The organism is Mycobacterium interjectum (assembly GCF_900078675.2).
GTDB lineage: Bacteria > Actinomycetota > Actinomycetes > Mycobacteriales > Mycobacteriaceae > Mycobacterium > Mycobacterium interjectum.
Genome location: NZ_LT546237.1, coordinates 4,778,860 through 4,796,035 on the forward strand (window position 1 = coordinate 4,778,860; position 17,176 = coordinate 4,796,035).

Consider the following 17,176-nt stretch of genomic DNA (forward strand, 5'->3'; position numbering starts at 1 on the left):
GCGCCAGCGTCATCGGCAACGGCGGTAACGGCGGGAACGGCTCGGGCGGGGGCCCGGGCGGCACCGGCGGCACCGGGGGGCTGCTGTTCGGCATGAACGGGACGAACGGGGTGGCTTAAGCCTCTACCCAGAGGCAAGCAATATTTACTAGAGTTGAGCGGAACAGACTCAATCTTGACGGCGTTGAACAACGCGACAAGCATTTTCCCCACGTGATCGAACGGAGGTGTCGTGGACTCTTTCAACCCGACTACCAAAACGCAGGCGGCCCTGACGTCGGCCCTGCAGGCGGCCTCGGCCGCGGGCAACCCCGAGATCAGGCCCGCCCACCTGCTCATGGCGCTGCTGACGCAGAACGACGGGATCGCCGCGCCGCTGCTGGAGGCCGTCGGCGTCGAGCCCGCCACCATCCGCGCCGAAGCGCAGCGGATCCTGGATCAGCTGCCCCAGGCCAGTGGCGCCAGCTCGCAACCCCAGCTGTCGCGCGAATCGCTGGCCGCCATCACCACCGCCCAGCAGCTGGCCACCGAGATGGACGACGAGTTCGTTTCGACCGAGCACCTGATGGTCGGGCTGGCCACGGGCGACTCCGACGTCGCCAAGCTGCTGACCGGCCATGGCGCGTCCCCGCAGGCGCTGCGCGAGGCATTCGTCAAGGTCCGCGGCAGCGCGCGGGTCACCAGCGCCGACCCGGAGGCCACCTACCAGGCGCTGGAAAAGTACTCCACCGACCTGACCGGCCGGGCCCGCGAGGGCAAACTCGACCCGGTCATCGGCCGCGACAACGAGATCCGCCGCGTCGTGCAGGTGCTGTCCCGTCGCACCAAGAACAACCCGGTGCTCATCGGTGAGCCCGGCGTCGGCAAGACCGCGATCGTCGAGGGCCTGGCCCAGCGCATCGTCGCCGGCGACGTCCCGGAGAGCCTGCGCGACAAGACCGTCGTCGCGCTGGACCTGGGTTCGATGGTGGCCGGCGCCAAATACCGCGGCGAGTTCGAGGAACGCCTCAAGGCCGTGCTCGACGACATCAAGAACTCCGCCGGGCAGATCATCACGTTCATCGACGAGCTGCACACCATCGTCGGCGCCGGCGCGACCGGCGAGGGCGCGATGGACGCCGGCAACATGATCAAGCCGATGCTGGCCCGCGGCGAGCTGCGCCTGGTCGGCGCCACCACGCTCGACGAGTACCGCAAGTACATCGAGAAGGACGCCGCGCTGGAGCGCCGCTTCCAGCAGGTGTTCGTCGGCGAGCCGTCGGTGGAGGACACCGTCGGCATCCTGCGCGGGCTGAAGGACCGCTACGAGGTGCACCACGGCGTGCGCATCACCGACTCCGCGCTGGTGGCCGCGGCCACCCTCTCCGACCGCTACATCACCGCGCGGTTCCTGCCGGACAAGGCCATCGACCTGGTCGACGAGGCCGCCAGCCGGCTGAAGATGGAGATCGACTCGCGGCCTGTCGAGATCGACGAGGTCGAGCGCCTGGTGCGCCGCCTCGAGATCGAGGAGATGGCGCTGGAGAAGGAAGAGGACGAGGCGTCCAAGGAACGCCTGGAGAAGTTGCGCGCCGAGCTGGCCGACCAGAAGGAGAAGCTGGCCGAGCTGACCACCCGGTGGCAGAACGAGAAGAGCGCGATCGACGTCGTCCGCGAGCTGAAGGAGCAGCTGGAGACGCTGCGCGGGGAGTCCGAGCGCGCCGAGCGCGACGGTGACCTGGCCAAGGCCGCCGAGCTGCGTTACGGGCGCATCCCCGAGGTGGAAAAGAAGCTCGACGCCGCGCTGCCGCAGGCCGAGGCCCGCGACAACGTGATGCTCAAGGAGGAGGTCGGGCCCGACGACATCGCCGAGGTGGTGTCGGCGTGGACCGGCATCCCGGCCGGGCGGATGCTCGAGGGCGAGACCGCCAAGCTGCTGCGGATGGAAGACGAGCTGGGCAAGCGCGTGGTCGGGCAGCGCAAGGCCGTGCAGGCGGTGTCCGACGCCGTGCGGCGCAGCCGCGCCGGGGTCGCCGACCCCAACCGGCCCACGGGTTCGTTCATGTTCCTGGGGCCCACCGGCGTCGGCAAGACCGAGCTGGCCAAGGCGCTGGCCGACTTCCTGTTCGACGACGACCGGGCCATGGTCCGCATCGACATGAGCGAGTACGGCGAGAAGCACTCCGTCGCCCGTCTGGTGGGCGCGCCGCCCGGCTACATCGGTTACGACCAGGGCGGTCAGCTGACCGAGGCGGTGCGCCGGCGCCCCTACACCGTGGTGCTGTTCGACGAGATCGAAAAGGCGCACCCGGACGTCTTCGACGTGCTGCTGCAGGTGCTCGACGAGGGCCGGCTCACCGACGGGCAGGGCCGCACGGTCGACTTCCGCAACACCATCCTCATCCTGACGTCCAACCTCGGGTCGGGCGGCAACGAGGAGCAGGTGATGGCGGCGGTGCGCTCGGCGTTCAAGCCGGAGTTCATCAACCGCCTCGACGACGTGCTGATCTTCGAGGGCCTCAACCCCGAGGAGCTGGTGGAGATCGTCGACATCCAGCTCGAGCAGCTGGCCAAGCGGCTGGCGCAGCGGCGGCTGCAGCTCGAGGTGTCGCTGCCGGCCAAGCGCTGGCTGGCGCAGCGCGGCTTCGACCCGGTCTACGGGGCCCGGCCGCTGCGCCGGCTCGTCCAGCAGGCCATCGGCGACCAGCTCGCCAAGATGCTGTTGGCCGGCGACGTGCACGACGGGGACGTGGTGCCCGTCAACGTCAGCCCGGACGGCGACTCGCTGGTTCTGGGCTAAGCCGGTTCGAGTGTGAAACCTGGGCTTTGAGTGTGCGTGCAGGGCGGGAAATTCGCTGAAAACCCGCCGCACGCTCACACTCAAAGCCGTCAGCGCACACTCGGCCATCGCCATGACCTGTGATGGGGTTGTGACCTGGTCGGATTCTGTGTTCCGGCCAAACAGCAGATACCCTGTGTGGGATGGTCCCCCTTTGGTTCACGCTGTCCGCACTGTGCTTTGTCGGTGCGGGCGTGCTGCTGTACGTCGACATCGATCGACGCCGCGGCCGTAGCAGGCGCCGCAGGTCGTGGGCGCGCTCGCACGGCTTCGACTACGAACGGGATTCATCCGACATCCTCAAGCGCTGGAAGCGTGGCGTCATCTCCACGGTCGGCGACGTCCCCGCCCACAATGTCGTGCTGGGCCAGATCCGCGGCGAGGCGGTGTACATCTTCGACCTCGAGGAGGTCGCCACCGTGATCGCGCTGCACCGCAGGGTCGGCACCAACGTCGTGATGGACCTGCGGCTCAAAGGCCTCAAAGAGCCGCGGGAGAGCGACATTTGGCTGCTGGGCGCCATCGGCCCGCGGATGGTGTACTCCACCAACCTNCCCGCTGCTCGCGCGGAGTTGCCGGCCCGGCGCGCCGGGCAGGACGTGTCCGGGCTGCTCGGTGACGCGGCCCGGCGCGACCCCGAGCCGTTGCGGCGGGACGAGGCTCGCACGGAATCCCTTCGCCGCCCGCCGCCCACCGGCCGCAACGGCAATCAGGCCTCCAACTACCAGCGCTGACAGCGCGCGGGTGGTCCGGGGACGCCCCCGTGATCGCCAGCTCCCCGTCATTACACTGTCGCTCATGCCTCGCCCCGTAGCCCTGATCACCGGGCCTACGTCCGGGATCGGCGCCGGCTACGCGCGACGCTGCGCAAGCGATGGCTACGACCTGGCGCTGGTGGCCCGGGATGTCGACCGGCTGACCCGACTGGCGGGCGAGCTCGAGGGCGATGCCGGCGGAATCGAGATCCTGCCCGCGGACCTGGCCGATCCCGCCGACCGGGGCAAGGTCTGCGACCGTCTTGCCGCCGGGGTCCAGGTGTTGGTGAACAACGCCGGTTTCGGCATCTCGGGCGAATTCTGGAGCACCGACCCCGGGCTGCTGCAGTCGCAGCTCGACGTCAACGTCACCGCGGTCATGCACCTCACCCGCGCCGCCCCGCCGCCCATGCTCGACGCGGGCGCCGGCACCGTCATCAACATCGCCAGCGTTGCCGGGCTGGTGCCGGGGCGTGGGTCGACCTATTCGGCGTCCAAGGCGTGGGTGATCTCGTTCAGCGAGGGCCTGGCCGTCGGCCTGCAGGGCACCGGCGTCGGTGTGCATGCCGTGTGCCCGGGGTACGTGCGCACCGAATTTCACGCCGGGGCCGGCATCGAGATGGCCAAGCTGCCGTCGTTCCTGTGGCTCGATGTCGACGACGTCGTCAGCAAGAGCCTGGCCGACATCGCCGGCGGCAAGGTGATCAGCATTCCGGGCCTGCAGTGCAAGGCGATCGTCACCGCCGGGCGGATGATCCCGCGGCGGCTGGCCCGGGCCGCGACCCGGCGAGTAGGGGGCGGTCGTGGGCGAACCTGACCCGCGCGCGGAGCTGGCCGAGCTGGTGCGACGGCTGTCGGTGGTGCACGGCCGGGTGACGCTGTCGTCGGGCAAGGAGGCCGACTACTACGTCGACCTGCGTCGCGCCACCCTGCACCACCGGGCCGCCGCGCTGATCGGCGTGCTGATGCGCGACCTCACCGCCGACTGGGACTATGCGGTCGTCGGCGGCCTGACGCTGGGCGCCGATCCCGTCGCGACGGCCATCATGCACGCGCCCGGACGCCCGATCGACGCGTTCGTCGTGCGCAAGTCGGCGAAAACACATGGGCTGCAACGCCTGATCGAGGGCTCCGAGGTCGCCGGCCGGCGGGCCCTGGTGGTGGAGGACACCAGCACCACGGGCAACTCGGCCCTGACGGCGGTGCGCGCGGTTCAGGAAGCGGGCGGCGAGGTGATCGGCGTGGCCACCGTGGTGGACCGCGCCACCGGCGCGGCCGAGGCCATTCGGGCCGAGGGTTTGTCGTACCGCAGCTTGCTGGGCCTGGCCGATCTGGGGCTGGGCTAGGCCGCGGGCGGTATGCGCAGTTTCATCGCGTTTGTCGTGGCCGCTGTCATCGCAGCCTGCCTGGTCGGGTGTTCGGGCTCCAACCAACCCGTGCGGCCGTACGGGGCGCAGGGCGCCCGGCTCGGCGAATCGCTGGCGCTGCTGGGCTGGAACATGGCGGTGTCGAACCTGCGCTGGGACGGCGATTACGTGTTGATCGAGGTGGACGCCTCGCCGGCGGATCCGAAGGCGCCGCACGCCAAACCCGAGGACATCCGCTTCGGGCTCTACGGCGCGCTGGCGCACCCGATGGAGGCGACCGGTCTGGGCAGCTGCGACGAGGCCATGACCACCGTGCACGACATTCAACGCGCGCTCTCGGCGCCGCCGAACCGGCTCACGGGCACGGTTTGCCTTGGGCCCCTTAAGGATCGGAGCCAGGTACGGGGCGTGTACGGCTATTCGCCACGGGACCGGATCCCGAACACGTCGGCGGCCTACCCGGCGGCGTTTCCGGTCGGGCTGCCGCCGACGAACGGCAACGACACCGGCCTGGTGGTCAAGACCGTCAGCCTGTCGGCGTGGCGGGCCGACGGCGCCCCGGTGACCAAGGCCCAGCTCGGCGACCCGGCCGCGTTCAACGGCAACGGCTTCATGCTGCTGGGGCTGGAGGCCACCGCGCTCGCGGACCGGTATCGCGACGACTCCGCCAAGCGCGGCGGCCCGCTGATGCTGCTCGCCTCGCCGACGCTGCCCGGCCGGGGCCTGAACCCGGCCTGTGCGACGTACGGGTCGTCGGCGCTGATCCTGCCCGACGCGTCGCTGGATTCGGTGCATGTCAACGCGTCGCTGTGCACCCAGGGCGAGATCAACGAGGCGCTGCTGTATGCGACGGTGGCGGTCGACGGCACCCACGCCGGGGTGTGGACGCAGCGATGAGCGGACCCGGGCCCACCGAATGGGGGACGACGGCAGGCGGCGTCGGGCCCTGGCCCGGCGACCCCCCCGACGACCCGCGATTCGACCCGAACCTGTTGCGCGACGGCGACACTCGCAACGTCGTCGACGCCTACCGGTACTGGACGCGGGAAGCGGTCATCGCCGACATCGACCGGCGCCGCCATCGGTTGCACGTGGCGATCGAGAACTTCGGCCACGACGCCAACATCGGCTCGGTGGTGCGCACCGCCAACGCCTTCGCGGTGCACACCGTGCACATCGTCGGGCGGCGGCGCTGGAATCGCCGCGGCGCCATGGTGACCGACCGGTATCAGCGGCTGTGCCACCACGACAGCACCGCCGAGTTGCTGGACTTCGCCGCCACCGCCGGCCTGACCGTGGTCGCCGTGGACAACGTCCCCGGCGCCCAGCGGCTGGAACAGACGGCGCTGCCGCGGGACTGCCTGCTGGTGTTCGGTCAGGAGGGCCCGGGCATCACCGACGACATCCGCGCCGGCGCGGCGCTCACGGTGTCGATCGCCCAGTTCGGCTCCACGCGCAGCATCAACGCCGGGGTGGCCGCCGGGATCGCGATGCACGCCTGGATCCGCCAGCACGCCGACCTGTCGCGCGCCTGGTGAGTGTGAATCCCCGACCTCAAGTGTGAACCAGCGGCGAACCTCGTCGGCGTGTCGTCACCCGGGTTTCACACCCGATAAGGCCTCAACTCCACAGCGTGACATGCACCTTCGGGCGAAACCTCGTCACGCCGACCCCGCTGCCGCGGATCATCGCCTGGGTGCACCTCGGGGTGGTGATGAAGCGGACCAGCTCGGACACGGCGGGCTGGCGCACCGAGGGCGCCAGCGTCGCCGCACCCCACTCGCCGGACCGGTCCAGGCCGGGGCCGGCCACGTGGGTCAACCGCCCGGCCGCCAGATCCTTCGCGACGGCGAAACCGATCGTCAAGCTGACGCCGCCGACCCGCTGCACCTCCTCGAGCGCGGCGGCGTCGCTTTGGAAGATCCGCTGCTGCGACTCCGGAATGGCCAAGCCGCGCAGCATGTTTGCGATCTCACCGTCGACGCTGCCCGCCGACGGGCCGAGCATCCACTGTTGCTGTCGCAGCAGCACCGGCGCCGGATTCCCCACCGCCAGTGGGCTGTTGGGCGCCGCGACGGCGATGATCTGATACTTGAGGAAGGGGCGCACGAAGATCGTGTCGTCGGGCGCGATCGAACCTTCGCTCACCGGGCCGATCGCGATGTCGACGGCGCGCGAGCAGATCAGGTCGCGGAACCGGCTCATCGGATGCACGCTCAGCTCCACCGACAGGTCGTTGGCCCGCGACGAGAACAGCTCGATCAGGCCGGGCGCGGCATGTTCGGCGAACGCGGTGGACGCGGCGATGCGCAGTAGCCGGCGCCCGTGGGCGGCCTCGGTCACCTCGATCGCGGTTTGTTGCTGCAGCCCGAGGATTTCGACCGCGCGGCTGGCCAGGCGCAGCCCACCGGGTGTGAACGCCAGCCCCGCGCCCGTCCTGGTGAACAAGGGGTCGTCGAGCTCCTTGCGCAGGGAGGCCACCAGCATCGAGATGCCGGCGTCGGAAACACCCAGCTCCGCCGCGGCGGCCCGCACCGAACCCAGGCGGACCACCGCCGAATAGGCCCTAAGTTGAGCCGGAGTCACGCCATGAGCCTACGTTGAGAGAGTGCGTGACGTGCTTGACCAGCTGGTGNGACGCGGCGGTCGCCGACGACGCGCGCGGCCTGCTGGCGGTGGGCCGCAGCGAGGTCCTCAAGTACGGGCCCGACGGGCAGCGTCTCGGCGACGGCATGGAGGTGTTCGTGTCCAGCTTCGCGCCGCGCCCGCGGATGCTGGTGTTCGGCGCCATCGACTTCGCCGCCGCCCTGGCGCAGCAGGGCTCGTTCCTCGGCTACCGGGTCACCGTCTGCGACGCCCGCGAGGTGTTCGCCACGCCGGTGCGCTTCCCGACCGCCGAGCAAGTCGTCGTCGACTGGCCGCACCGCTACCTCGCCGTCCAGGCGCAGGCGGGCGCCGTCGACGAGAACACGGTGATCTGCGTGCTCACCCACGACCCGAAGTTCGACGTCCCCGTACTGCAGGTGGCGCTGGGGCTGCCCCGCGTCGGCTACGTCGGCGCGATGGGATCGCGCCGCACCCACGAGGACCGGATGAACCGGCTTCGCGCCGCGGGGCTCACCGACGCCGAGCTGGACCGGTTGTCCAGCCCCATCGGGCTGGATCTCGGCGCCCGCACGCCCGAGGAGACCGCGGTGTCGATCGCCGCCGACATCATCGCAAAGCGCTGGGGCGGCGGGGGTCGCCCGCTGACCGAGACCACCGGTCGCATCCACCACGACGCGCCCGACCCGCAGGTAGAGGGCGAGTTCAGGGATTACTTAACTCGCTATTGACGCCCCTGTCAGCGCGGCTGACACTGCAGCAATGCAAGTACCCGGACCCTTCGAATACGAACGTGCAACCAGCGTCGACCACGCCGTCGGGCTGCTGGATCGGCTGGGGGAGGGGGCGCGGGTGATCGCGGGTGGGCACAGTCTGCTGCCCATGATGAAGCTGCGCATCGCCAACCCCGAGTACCTCGTCGACATCAACGACCTGGCACCCGAGCTCGGCTACGTGATCACCGATCCGACCCTGGTGCGCATTGGCGCCATGACGCGTCACCGCGAGATCCTGGAGTCCGACACCCTGGCCGCCGTGTGCCCGATCTTCCGGGACGCCGAGCGGGTGATCGCCGACCCGGTGGTGCGCAATCGCGGCACCCTCGGCGGCTCGCTGTGCCAGGCGGATCCGGCCGAGGACCTGGTGACGGTGTGCAGCGTGCTGAACGCGGTGTGCCTGGCCCGCGGGCCCTCGGGTGAACGCGAAATACCGATCGACGAGTTCGTCGCCGGGCCCTACGAGACCACTTTGGCGCACAACGAGATCTTGGTCGAGGCTCGAATTCCGGTGCGGATCAACACCTCCAGCGCCTACGCCAAGGTGGAGCGGCGCGTGGGGGACTGGGCGGTGACGGCGGCCGGGGCGGCCATCACGATCGACGGCGACTCGATTGCCGCCGCCCGCGTGGGCCTGACGGCGGTCAACCCCGACCCGGGCGCGCTGGCCGAGCTCGCGGCGGCGCTGGTCGGCCGGCCGGCCACCGAGGAGACCTTCGCCGAGGCGGGCCGGCGCGCGGCGGCGGCCTGCGATCCGGCGACCGACGTGCGCGGCACCGCGGAGTACAAGCGGCACCTCGCTTCCGAACTGACCATCCGCACGCTGCGCACCGCCGCCGAACGTGTTCGGGCAGAAGGGAACTGAAGTCATGCAAGTCAACATGACCGTCAACGGCGAACAGGTGACCGCCGAGGTCGAACCCCGGACGTTGCTCGTGCACTTCCTGCGGGATCAGTTGCGGCTCACCGGAACCCACTGGGGCTGCGACACCAGCAACTGCGGAACGTGCGTGGTCGACGTGGACGGGGTGCCGGTGAAGTCGTGCACGATGCTGGCCGTGATGGCGTCCGGCCACAGCGTCCGGACCGTCGAAGGGCTGGCGGTCGACGGCCGGCTCGACCCCGTTCAGGAGGGGTTCATGCGCTGCCACGGGCTGCAATGCGGCTTCTGCACACCGGGAATGATGATCACCGCCCGCGCCCTGCTGGACCGCGACCCCAATCCCGACGAGGAAACCATCCGGGAGGCGATCTCCGGGCAGATCTGCCGGTGCACCGGGTACACCACGATCGTGCGTTCCATCCAATGGGCCGCATCCCACGCAGCCCCCGTGGAGGCCGGATCATGACCACCATCGAGTCCCGGCCGCCCTCGCCTGAAGACACGGCCGACAACGACCAGAAGCCCTGCGGCCACGGCCGGATGCTGCGCAAGGAGGACCCGCGCTTCATCCGCGGCCGCGGCACCTACGTCGACGACGTCGCGCTGCCGGGCATGCTGCACCTGGCGATCCTGCGCTCGCCCTATGCGCACGCCCGCATCGCCGGCATCGATGTGACTGCGGCACTTGCACATCCGAAGGTCAAGGCGGTGGTGACGGGCACCGACCTGGCCGAGAAGGGCCTGGCGTGGATGCCGACGCTGTCCAACGACGTGCAGGCCGTGCTGGCCACCGACAAGGTGCGCTTCCAGGGCCAGGAGGTGGCGTTCGTCGTCGCCGAGGACCGGTATTCGGCCCGCGACGCGCTGGAGCTGATCGACGTCGACTACGACCCGCTGGACCCCGTCGTCGACGTGCGCAAGGCGCTCGACCCGTCCGCGCCGGTGATCCGCACCGACCTCGACGGCAAGACCGACAACCACATCTTCGACTGGGAGACCGGCGACGCGGCGGCCACCGAGGCGGCGTTCGCGCGCGCCGACGTCGTCGTCAAGCAGGAGATCGTGTACCCCCGGGTGCACCCCGCGCCGATGGAAACCTGCGGCGCGGTGGCCGATTTGGACCCGGTGACCGGCAAGCTGACGCTGTGGACCACCTCGCAGGCGCCGCACGCGCACCGCACCCTGTACGCGTTGGTGGCCGGCCTGCCCGAGCACAAGATCCGGGTGATCTCGCCCGACATCGGCGGCGGGTTCGGCAACAAGGTGCCGATCTATCCCGGCTACGTCTGCGCGATCGTCGGCTCGCTGCTGCTGGGCAAGCCGGTGAAATGGATGGAGGACCGCAGCGAGAACCTGACGTCCACCAGCTTCGCCCGCGACTACATCATGGTCGGCGAGATCGCCGCCACGAACGACGGCAAGATCCTGGCGCTGCGATCGAACGTGCTGGCCGACCACGGGGCGTTCAACGGCCAGGCCGCGCCGACGAAATACCCGGCCGGCTTCTTCGGCGTGTTCACCGGCAGCTATGACCTCGAGGCCGCCTACTGCCACATGACCGCCGTGTACACGAACAAGGCGCCCGGCGGGGTGGCCTACGCGTGCTCGTTCCGGATCACCGAGGCGGTGTACTTCGTCGAGCGGCTGGTCGACTGCCTGGCCTTCGAGCTCAAGATGGACCCGGCCGAGCTGAGGCTGCGAAACCTGTTGCGGCCCGAGCAATTCCCGTACCAGAGCAAGACCGGCTGGACGTACGACTCGGGCGACTACGAAACCACCATGCGCAAGGCCATGGACATGATCGGCTACGACGCGCTGCGCGCCGAACAGAAGGAGCGGCGGGCGCGCGGCGAGCTGATGGGCATCGGCATGGCGTTCTTCACCGAGGCGGTCGGCGCCGGCCCGCGCAAGGACATGGACATCCTCGGCCTCGGCATGGCCGACGGCTGCGAGCTGCGCGTGCACCCCACCGGCAAAGCCGTTGTGCGGCTGTCGGTGCAGAGCCAGGGCCAGGGCCACGAGACGACGTTCGCGCAGATCGTCGCCGAGGAGCTGGGTATCCCGCCCGACGACATCGAGGTGGTGCACGGGGACACCGATCAGACGCCGTTCGGGCTGGGCACCTACGGCAGCCGGTCCACCCCGGTGTCGGGCGGGGCCGCGGCGCTGGTGGCCCGCAAGGTGCGCGACAAGGCGAAGATCATCGCCTCGGGCATGCTCGAGGTGTCGGTCGCCGACCTGGAGTGGGAGAAGGGCTCCTTCCACGTCAAGGGCGACCCGTCGGCGTCGGTGACGATCCAGGACATCGCCATGCGCGCGCACGGGGCCGGGGATCTGCCCGAGGGCATCGAGGGCGGGCTGGACGCCGAGGTCTGCTACAACCCATCGAATCTCACCTATCCCTACGGCGCGTATTTCTGTGTGGTGGACGTGGATCCGGGCACCGCTGTGGTCAAGGTGCGACGCTTTCTGGCCGTCGACGACTGCGGCACGCGGATCAATCCGATGATCATCGAGGGCCAGGTGCACGGCGGCATCGTCGACGGCATCGGGATGGCGTTGATGGAGATGATCGCGTTCGACGAAGAGGGCAACTGCCTGGGCGGGTCGCTGATGGACTACCTGATCCCGACCGCCATGGAGGTGCCCCATTTGGAAACCGGTTTCACCGTGACGCCGTCGCCGCACCACCCGATCGGCGCGAAGGGCATCGGCGAATCTGCCACCGTCGGGTCGCCCCCCGCCGTGGTGAACGCGGTGGTGGATGCGTTGGCGCCGTTCGGGGTTCGGCACGCCGACATGCCGCTGACGCCGTCGCGGGTCTGGGAGGCGATGCAGGGCAGGGCGAGGCCACCGATTTAGCGCGCCGTGACGATGCAGAGCGAGGAACGAGCGATGTGGGGGCACCTCCCGCGTGCGGGGGAGAGGAGCGGCACAATCAGGCAGACGACGATCAGTGAGCGGGCTCAGCAGCTGTTGGCGGCACGGACGCCGTTCGTGCACGCGACCGTGGTGCGCGCCCAGCCGCCCACCTCGTCCTACCCGGGCGACGAGGCAATCCTGTTGGCGGACGGCACCATCGAGGGCTTCGTCGGCGGCCAGTGCGCCCAGAACTCCGTCCGCAAGGCGGCGCTGGGCGCCCTGCAGGCGGGCGAAAGCGTATTGCTGCGAGTGCTTCCCGACGGCGACGTGCACTTTCCCGAGGCGCCCGGCGCCTGCGTCGTCGTCAACCCGTGCCTGTCCGGCGGATCGCTGGAGATCTTCTTGACCCCGCAACTGCCGGCGCCGCTGATCGAGATCCACGGGGCCACCCCGATCGCCGAGGCGCTGGCCCAGCTGTGCGGGGTACTCGGCTACGACGTCCGCCGCGGTACCGACGCCGCCCAGGCCACCGCCGTCGTCATCGCCAGCCATGGCGGGCCGGAGGCCGAAACCATCCGGGCGGCACTGGATCACGGCGTCGGTTACGTCGGCCTGGTGGCCAGCAAGGTCCGCGGCGCGGCCATCCTCGGCCAACTCGACCTTTCCGACGCCGAGCGGGCCCGGGTGCACACCCCGGTCGGCCTTGCCATCGGGGCCAAGACCCCCGCCGAGATCGCGGTCTCCATCGCCGCCGAGCTGGTCGCCGGTGTCCGGGGCGGCAACCTGTGCCGCGCCGTCGCGTCGCAGCCCCCCGCCGCCGGGGCGGTCGATCCGGTGTGTGGCATGACGGTGACCGTCGAGCCCGGCACCGAGCACCTGCGGCTGGCCGGCGCGGATTACTGGTTCTGCGGCCCCGGCTGCCGCGCGGCGTTCGCCGCCGGGAAAGCTGGCGTATGANCCCGCGGCGCGGCCATCCTCGGCCAACTCGCCCTTTCCGACGCCGAGCGGGCCCGGGTGCCCCCCCCGGTCGGCCTTGCCATCGGGGCCAAGACCCCCGCCGAGATCGCGGTCTCCATCGCCGCCGAGCTGGTCGCCGGTGTCCGGGGCGGCAACCTGTGCCGCGCCGTCGCGTCGCAGCCCCCCGCCGCCGGGGCGGTCGATCCGGTGTGTGGCATGACGGTGACCGTCGAGCCCGGCACCGAGCACCTGCGGCTGGCCGGCGCGGATTACTGGTTCTGCGGCCCCGGCTGCCGCGCGGCGTTCGCCGCCGGGAAAGCTGGCGTATGACCGTCACCGGTGTCGTGCTGGCGGCCGGAAGTTCGCGCAGGCTCGGCACCCCCAAACAGCTTCTGCCGTACCGCGATACCACCCTGCTGGGGGCTACCCTCGGGGTCGCCCGCGGAGCGGGGTTCGACCAGCTCATCGTCACGCTCGGCGGTGCGGCGCAGGCGGTGCGGGACACGTTGCCGCTGAACCGAATCGACGTGGTGACGGTCGCTGAGCCCGGCACCGGGTGCGCGGCCTCCCTGCGGGCCGCGCTGGACCGGGTGGACGCGCGGGCCGACGGGATCGTGCTGATGCTGGGCGATCAGCCCGGCGTGCAGCCTGCCACGCTGCGGCGAATGATCGATGAGGGGCCGGGCGCCGACATCGCGGTGTGCCGCTACGACGACGGCATCGGGCACCCGCTCTGGTTGGGCCGCAGCGTGTTCGGCGAACTGCGGGAACTGCATGGCGACAAGGCGGTGTGGAAGATCGTGGAATCGGGCCGGCACCTTGTCCGCGAGCTCGCGGTCGGCGGCAGCATCCCGCCCGACGTCGACACCTGGGACGACTACCACCGGCTGGTGACGTCATGACGTTCAGCCACGTCGACGACGTCGTCGCCCGCTTCGACGCACACGACTACCTGCTGGACACGGGAACAGCGTCGGCGATCTACTTGGCGGTCACGCTCGGCCGCCCGCTGCTGCTGGAGGGCGAGCCCGGGGTCGGCAAGACCGAAGCGGCGAAAACCCTGGCGGCGGTGCTGGATACCGAGCTGGTGCGGCTGCAGTGCTACGAGGGGCTGACCGCCAGCGAGGCGCTGTACGACTGGAATTACCAGCGCCAGCTGCTGTCCATCAGGCTGGCCGAGGCCCGCGGTACCGGGATCGAAGAAGCGGACCTCTACACCGAGCAGTACCTGGTCGATCGGCCCATCCTGCGGTGCGTGCGGCATCGCGGCCCCACCCCACCGGTGCTGCTCATCGACGAAATCGACCGCGCCGACGACGAATTCGAGGCGCTGCTGCTGGAATTCCTCGGGGAATCCGCGGTCACCGTGCCCGAGCTGGGCACCTTCGTCGCCGAGCGGCCCCCGATCGCGGTGCTGACCTCCAACCGCAGCCGCGACCTGCATGACGCGCTGCGCCGCCGCTGCCTGTATCACTGGATCGACTACCCCGAGCCCGCCCGGGCCGCCGCGATCGTCCGCCGCACGGTGCCCGGCGCGACGGCGCCGCTGATCGAGCACGCGACGCAGTTCGTCGGCCGCGTCCGCGGTCTCGACCTGGACAAGCCGCCCGGTGTCGCCGAGACGATCGACTGGGTCGCCGCGCTGGTGTCGCTCGGCGTCGCCGACCTGGTGTCGGAACAAACCGATGCCTCCGCGCTGACCAGCCTGGGGGCGCTGGCCAAGACGCCGGACGACCGTACTCTGATTCGCGACGCGTTTACCGAATACAGCCGTACCTGAGAGGATCCACCGCATGAAGATCGCCAACCAGTTCACCGTCAGCGCGCCCATCGAGCAGGCCTGGGACGTGCTGTGCGACCTGGAGCAGGTGATCCCGCTGATGCCCGGAGCCCAGCTGACCGGACACGAGGGCGACGACTACCTGGGCAAGGTCAAGGTCAAGGTCGGGCCGGTGACCAGCGAGTTCAGCGGCAAGGTGCGCTTCGTCGAGCTGGACCGTGACCAGCACCGCGCGGTCATCGACGGCAAGGGCAAGGAATCGCGGGGCACCGGCAACGCGGCCGCCACGGTCACCGCCCAATTGCAGGCGGACGGGGACCGCACCAGCGTCACCGTCGACACCGATCTGAAAATCGTCGGCAAGCTCGCCCAGTTCGGCANGGTTCGACCAGCTCATCGTCACGCTCGGCGGTGCGGCGCAGGCGGTGCGGGACACGTTGCCGCTGAACCGAATCGACGTGGTGACGGTCGCTGAGCCCGGCACCGGGTGCGCGGCCTCCCTGCGGGCCGCGCTGGACCGGGTGGACGCGCGGGCCGACGGGATCGTGCTGATGCTGGGCGATCAGCCCGGCGTGCAGCCTGCCACGCTGCGGCGAATGATCGATGAGGGGCCGGGCGCCGACATCGCGGTGTGCCGCTACGACGACGGCATCGGGCACCCGCTCTGGTTGGGCCGCAGCGTGTTCGGCGAACTGCGGGAACTGCATGGCGACAAGGCGGTGTGGAAGATCGTGGAATCGGGCCGGCACCTTGTCCGCGAGCTCGCGGTCGGCGGCAGCATCCCGCCCGACGTCGACACCTGGGACGACTACCACCGGCTGGTGACGTCATGACGTTCAGCCACGTCGACGACGTCGTCGCCCGCTTCGACGCACACGACTACCTGCTGGACACGGGAACAGCGTCGGCGATCTACTTGGCGGTCACGCTCGGCCGCCCGCTGCTGCTGGAGGGCGAGCCCGGGGTCGGCAAGACCGAAGCGGCGAAAACCCTGGCGGCGGTGCTGGATACCGAGCTGGTGCGGCTGCAGTGCTACGAGGGGCTGACCGCCAGCGAGGCGCTGTACGACTGGAATTACCAGCGCCAGCTGCTGTCCATCAGGCTGGCCGAGGCCCGCGGTACCGGGATCGAAGAAGCGGACCTCTACACCGAGCAGTACCTGGTCGATCGGCCCATCCTGCGGTGCGTGCGGCATCGCGGCCCCACCCCACCGGTGCTGCTCATCGACGAAATCGACCGCGCCGACGACGAATTCGAGGCGCTGCTGCTGGAATTCCTCGGGGAATCCGCGGTCACCGTGCCCGAGCTGGGCACCTTCGTCGCCGAGCGGCCCCCGATCGCGGTGCTGACCTCCAACCGCAGCCGCGACCTGCATGACGCGCTGCGCCGCCGCTGCCTGTATCACTGGATCGACTACCCCGAGCCCGCCCGGGCCGCCGCGATCGTCCGCCGCACGGTGCCCGGCGCGACGGCGCCGCTGATCGAGCACGCGACGCAGTTCGTCGGCCGCGTCCGCGGTCTCGACCTGGACAAGCCGCCCGGTGTCGCCGAGACGATCGACTGGGTCGCCGCGCTGGTGTCGCTCGGCGTCGCCGACCTGGTGTCGGAACAAACCGATGCCTCCGCGCTGACCAGCCTGGGGGCGCTGGCCAAGACGCCGGACGACCGTACTCTGATTCGCGACGCGTTTACCGAATACAGCCGTACCTGAGAGGATCCACCGCATGAAGATCGCCAACCAGTTCACCGTCAGCGCGCCCATCGAGCAGGCCTGGGACGTGCTGTGCGACCTGGAGCAGGTGATCCCGCTGATGCCCGGAGCCCAGCTGACCGGACACGAGGGCGACGACTACCTGGGCAAGGTCAAGGTCAAGGTCGGGCCGGTGACCAGCGAGTTCAGCGGCAAGGTGCGCTTCGTCGAGCTGGACCGTGACCAGCACCGCGCGGTCATCGACGGCAAGGGCAAGGAATCGCGGGGCACCGGCAACGCGGCCGCCACGGTCACCGCCCAATTGCAGGCGGACGGGGACCGCACCAGCGTCACCGTCGACACCGATCTGAAAATCGTCGGCAAGCTCGCCCAGTTCGGCAGCGGCATGCTGCAACAGGTTTCGGAGAAGCTGCTCGGCCAGTTCGTGGAATCGCTGGAGGCCGAGCTGGCCGCCCAGAACGCCCAGACGTCGGGGGCCCTGGCGAGCCCCGCGGCGTCGACAACGGCCGAATCCGGCCCCGGACCGCGCCACGCGGCCCCCGAGCCCGCACCCATCGACCTGCTCGACCTGGCCGGCGGCGACCAGCTCAAGAAGTACGGCGCGGCGGCGGCCGCGGTGCTCGCCGTGCTGGTGCTGATCTGGGTGCTGCGCCGGAGGCGCTAG

At 70.2% G+C, this 17,176-nt stretch carries 15 protein-coding genes and 4 pseudogenes; 18 read left to right on the forward strand and 1 reads right to left on the reverse strand.

Annotated elements, in window-relative coordinates; genetic code table 11:
• Positions 1 to 231 precede the first annotated feature (231 nt).
• From clpB to BN4348_RS57730, 6 genes are all read left to right on the forward strand, one after another.
• Positions 232 to 2,778: an ATP-dependent chaperone ClpB gene (gene clpB, locus BN4348_RS57705; protein ID WP_066917558.1), complete on the forward strand. Its 2,547-nt coding sequence runs from the start codon at positions 232 to 234 to the stop codon at positions 2,776 to 2,778.
• Between the two features lie 182 nt (positions 2,779 to 2,960).
• On the forward strand, positions 2,961 to 3,551 hold the full coding sequence (locus BN4348_RS57710; RefSeq protein ID WP_066917559.1) for a type III secretion system chaperone family protein: 591 nt from the start codon (positions 2,961 to 2,963) through the stop codon (positions 3,549 to 3,551).
• A gap of 64 nt (positions 3,552 to 3,615) precedes the next feature.
• Positions 3,616 to 4,389 (forward strand): SDR family NAD(P)-dependent oxidoreductase, encoded by a 774-nt coding sequence (locus BN4348_RS57715; protein ID WP_066917560.1) that lies wholly within the window; start codon positions 3,616 to 3,618, stop codon positions 4,387 to 4,389.
• Positions 4,376 to 4,918, forward strand: a complete 543-nt coding sequence (gene pyrE / locus BN4348_RS57720) for an orotate phosphoribosyltransferase (protein ID WP_066917561.1) — start codon at positions 4,376 to 4,378, stop codon at positions 4,916 to 4,918. The genes BN4348_RS57715 and pyrE overlap by 14 nt, the downstream gene beginning before the upstream one ends.
• Before the next feature lie 12 nt (positions 4,919 to 4,930).
• Complete coding sequence (locus tag BN4348_RS57725; RefSeq protein WP_066917562.1) at positions 4,931 to 5,836, forward strand: hypothetical protein; 906 nt, start codon at positions 4,931 to 4,933, stop codon at positions 5,834 to 5,836.
• Positions 5,833 to 6,477, forward strand: a complete 645-nt coding sequence (locus BN4348_RS57730; RefSeq protein ID WP_066917563.1) for a TrmH family RNA methyltransferase — start codon at positions 5,833 to 5,835, stop codon at positions 6,475 to 6,477. The genes BN4348_RS57725 and BN4348_RS57730 overlap by 4 nt, the downstream gene beginning before the upstream one ends.
• A gap of 82 nt (positions 6,478 to 6,559) precedes the next feature.
• Here BN4348_RS57730 and BN4348_RS57735 read toward each other — a convergent pair whose 3' ends face one another.
• Positions 6,560 to 7,525: a LysR family transcriptional regulator gene (locus tag BN4348_RS57735; RefSeq protein WP_066917564.1), complete on the reverse strand. Its 966-nt coding sequence runs from the start codon at positions 7,523 to 7,525 to the stop codon at positions 6,560 to 6,562.
• Between the two features lie 50 nt (positions 7,526 to 7,575).
• Between BN4348_RS57735 and BN4348_RS57740 the strand changes: the two are divergent.
• The 12 genes and pseudogenes from BN4348_RS57740 to BN4348_RS57795 all read left to right on the forward strand — a co-directional run.
• Positions 7,576 to 8,274 (forward strand): annotated as a pseudogene (locus BN4348_RS57740) (XdhC family protein); the annotation flags it as partial.
• Between the two features lie 31 nt (positions 8,275 to 8,305).
• Positions 8,306 to 9,184, forward strand: a complete 879-nt coding sequence (locus BN4348_RS57745) for an FAD binding domain-containing protein (RefSeq protein ID WP_066917565.1) — start codon at positions 8,306 to 8,308, stop codon at positions 9,182 to 9,184.
• Positions 9,185 to 9,188: 4 nt separating this feature from the next.
• Complete coding sequence (locus BN4348_RS57750; protein ID WP_066917566.1) at positions 9,189 to 9,668, forward strand: (2Fe-2S)-binding protein; 480 nt, start codon at positions 9,189 to 9,191, stop codon at positions 9,666 to 9,668.
• Positions 9,665 to 12,064 (forward strand): aerobic carbon-monoxide dehydrogenase large subunit, encoded by a 2,400-nt coding sequence (locus tag BN4348_RS57755; RefSeq protein ID WP_066917567.1) that lies wholly within the window; start codon positions 9,665 to 9,667, stop codon positions 12,062 to 12,064. Before BN4348_RS57750 ends, BN4348_RS57755 begins: the two co-directional genes overlap by 4 nt.
• 33 nt (positions 12,065 to 12,097) lie before the next feature.
• Complete coding sequence (locus BN4348_RS57760) at positions 12,098 to 13,021, forward strand: XdhC family protein (RefSeq protein WP_066917584.1); 924 nt, start codon at positions 12,098 to 12,100, stop codon at positions 13,019 to 13,021.
• Between the two features lie 3 nt (positions 13,022 to 13,024).
• Positions 13,025 to 13,351, forward strand: a pseudogene (locus BN4348_RS57765) (XdhC family protein); the annotation flags it as partial.
• Positions 13,348 to 13,923, forward strand: coding sequence for a nucleotidyltransferase family protein (locus tag BN4348_RS57770; protein ID WP_066917568.1), 576 nt, complete (start codon positions 13,348 to 13,350; stop codon positions 13,921 to 13,923). The pseudogene BN4348_RS57765 and the gene BN4348_RS57770, both read left to right, overlap by 4 nt.
• Positions 13,920 to 14,801 carry an AAA family ATPase gene (locus BN4348_RS57775; RefSeq protein ID WP_066917569.1) on the forward strand — a complete coding sequence of 294 codons (882 nt, stop codon included), beginning with the start codon at positions 13,920 to 13,922 and terminating at the stop codon, positions 14,799 to 14,801. Before BN4348_RS57770 ends, BN4348_RS57775 begins: the two co-directional genes overlap by 4 nt.
• A 13-nt stretch (positions 14,802 to 14,814) precedes the next feature.
• A pseudogene (locus BN4348_RS57780) lies at positions 14,815 to 15,180 on the forward strand (SRPBCC family protein); the annotation flags it as partial.
• A pseudogene (locus BN4348_RS57785) lies at positions 15,179 to 15,634 on the forward strand (nucleotidyltransferase family protein); the annotation flags it as partial. The pseudogenes BN4348_RS57780 and BN4348_RS57785, both read left to right, overlap by 2 nt.
• Positions 15,631 to 16,512, forward strand: a complete 882-nt coding sequence (locus BN4348_RS57790) for an AAA family ATPase (RefSeq protein ID WP_066917569.1) — start codon at positions 15,631 to 15,633, stop codon at positions 16,510 to 16,512. The pseudogene BN4348_RS57785 and the gene BN4348_RS57790, both read left to right, overlap by 4 nt.
• Positions 16,513 to 16,525: 13 nt before the next feature.
• Positions 16,526 to 17,176, forward strand: coding sequence for an SRPBCC family protein (locus BN4348_RS57795; protein WP_066917571.1), 651 nt, complete (start codon positions 16,526 to 16,528; stop codon positions 17,174 to 17,176).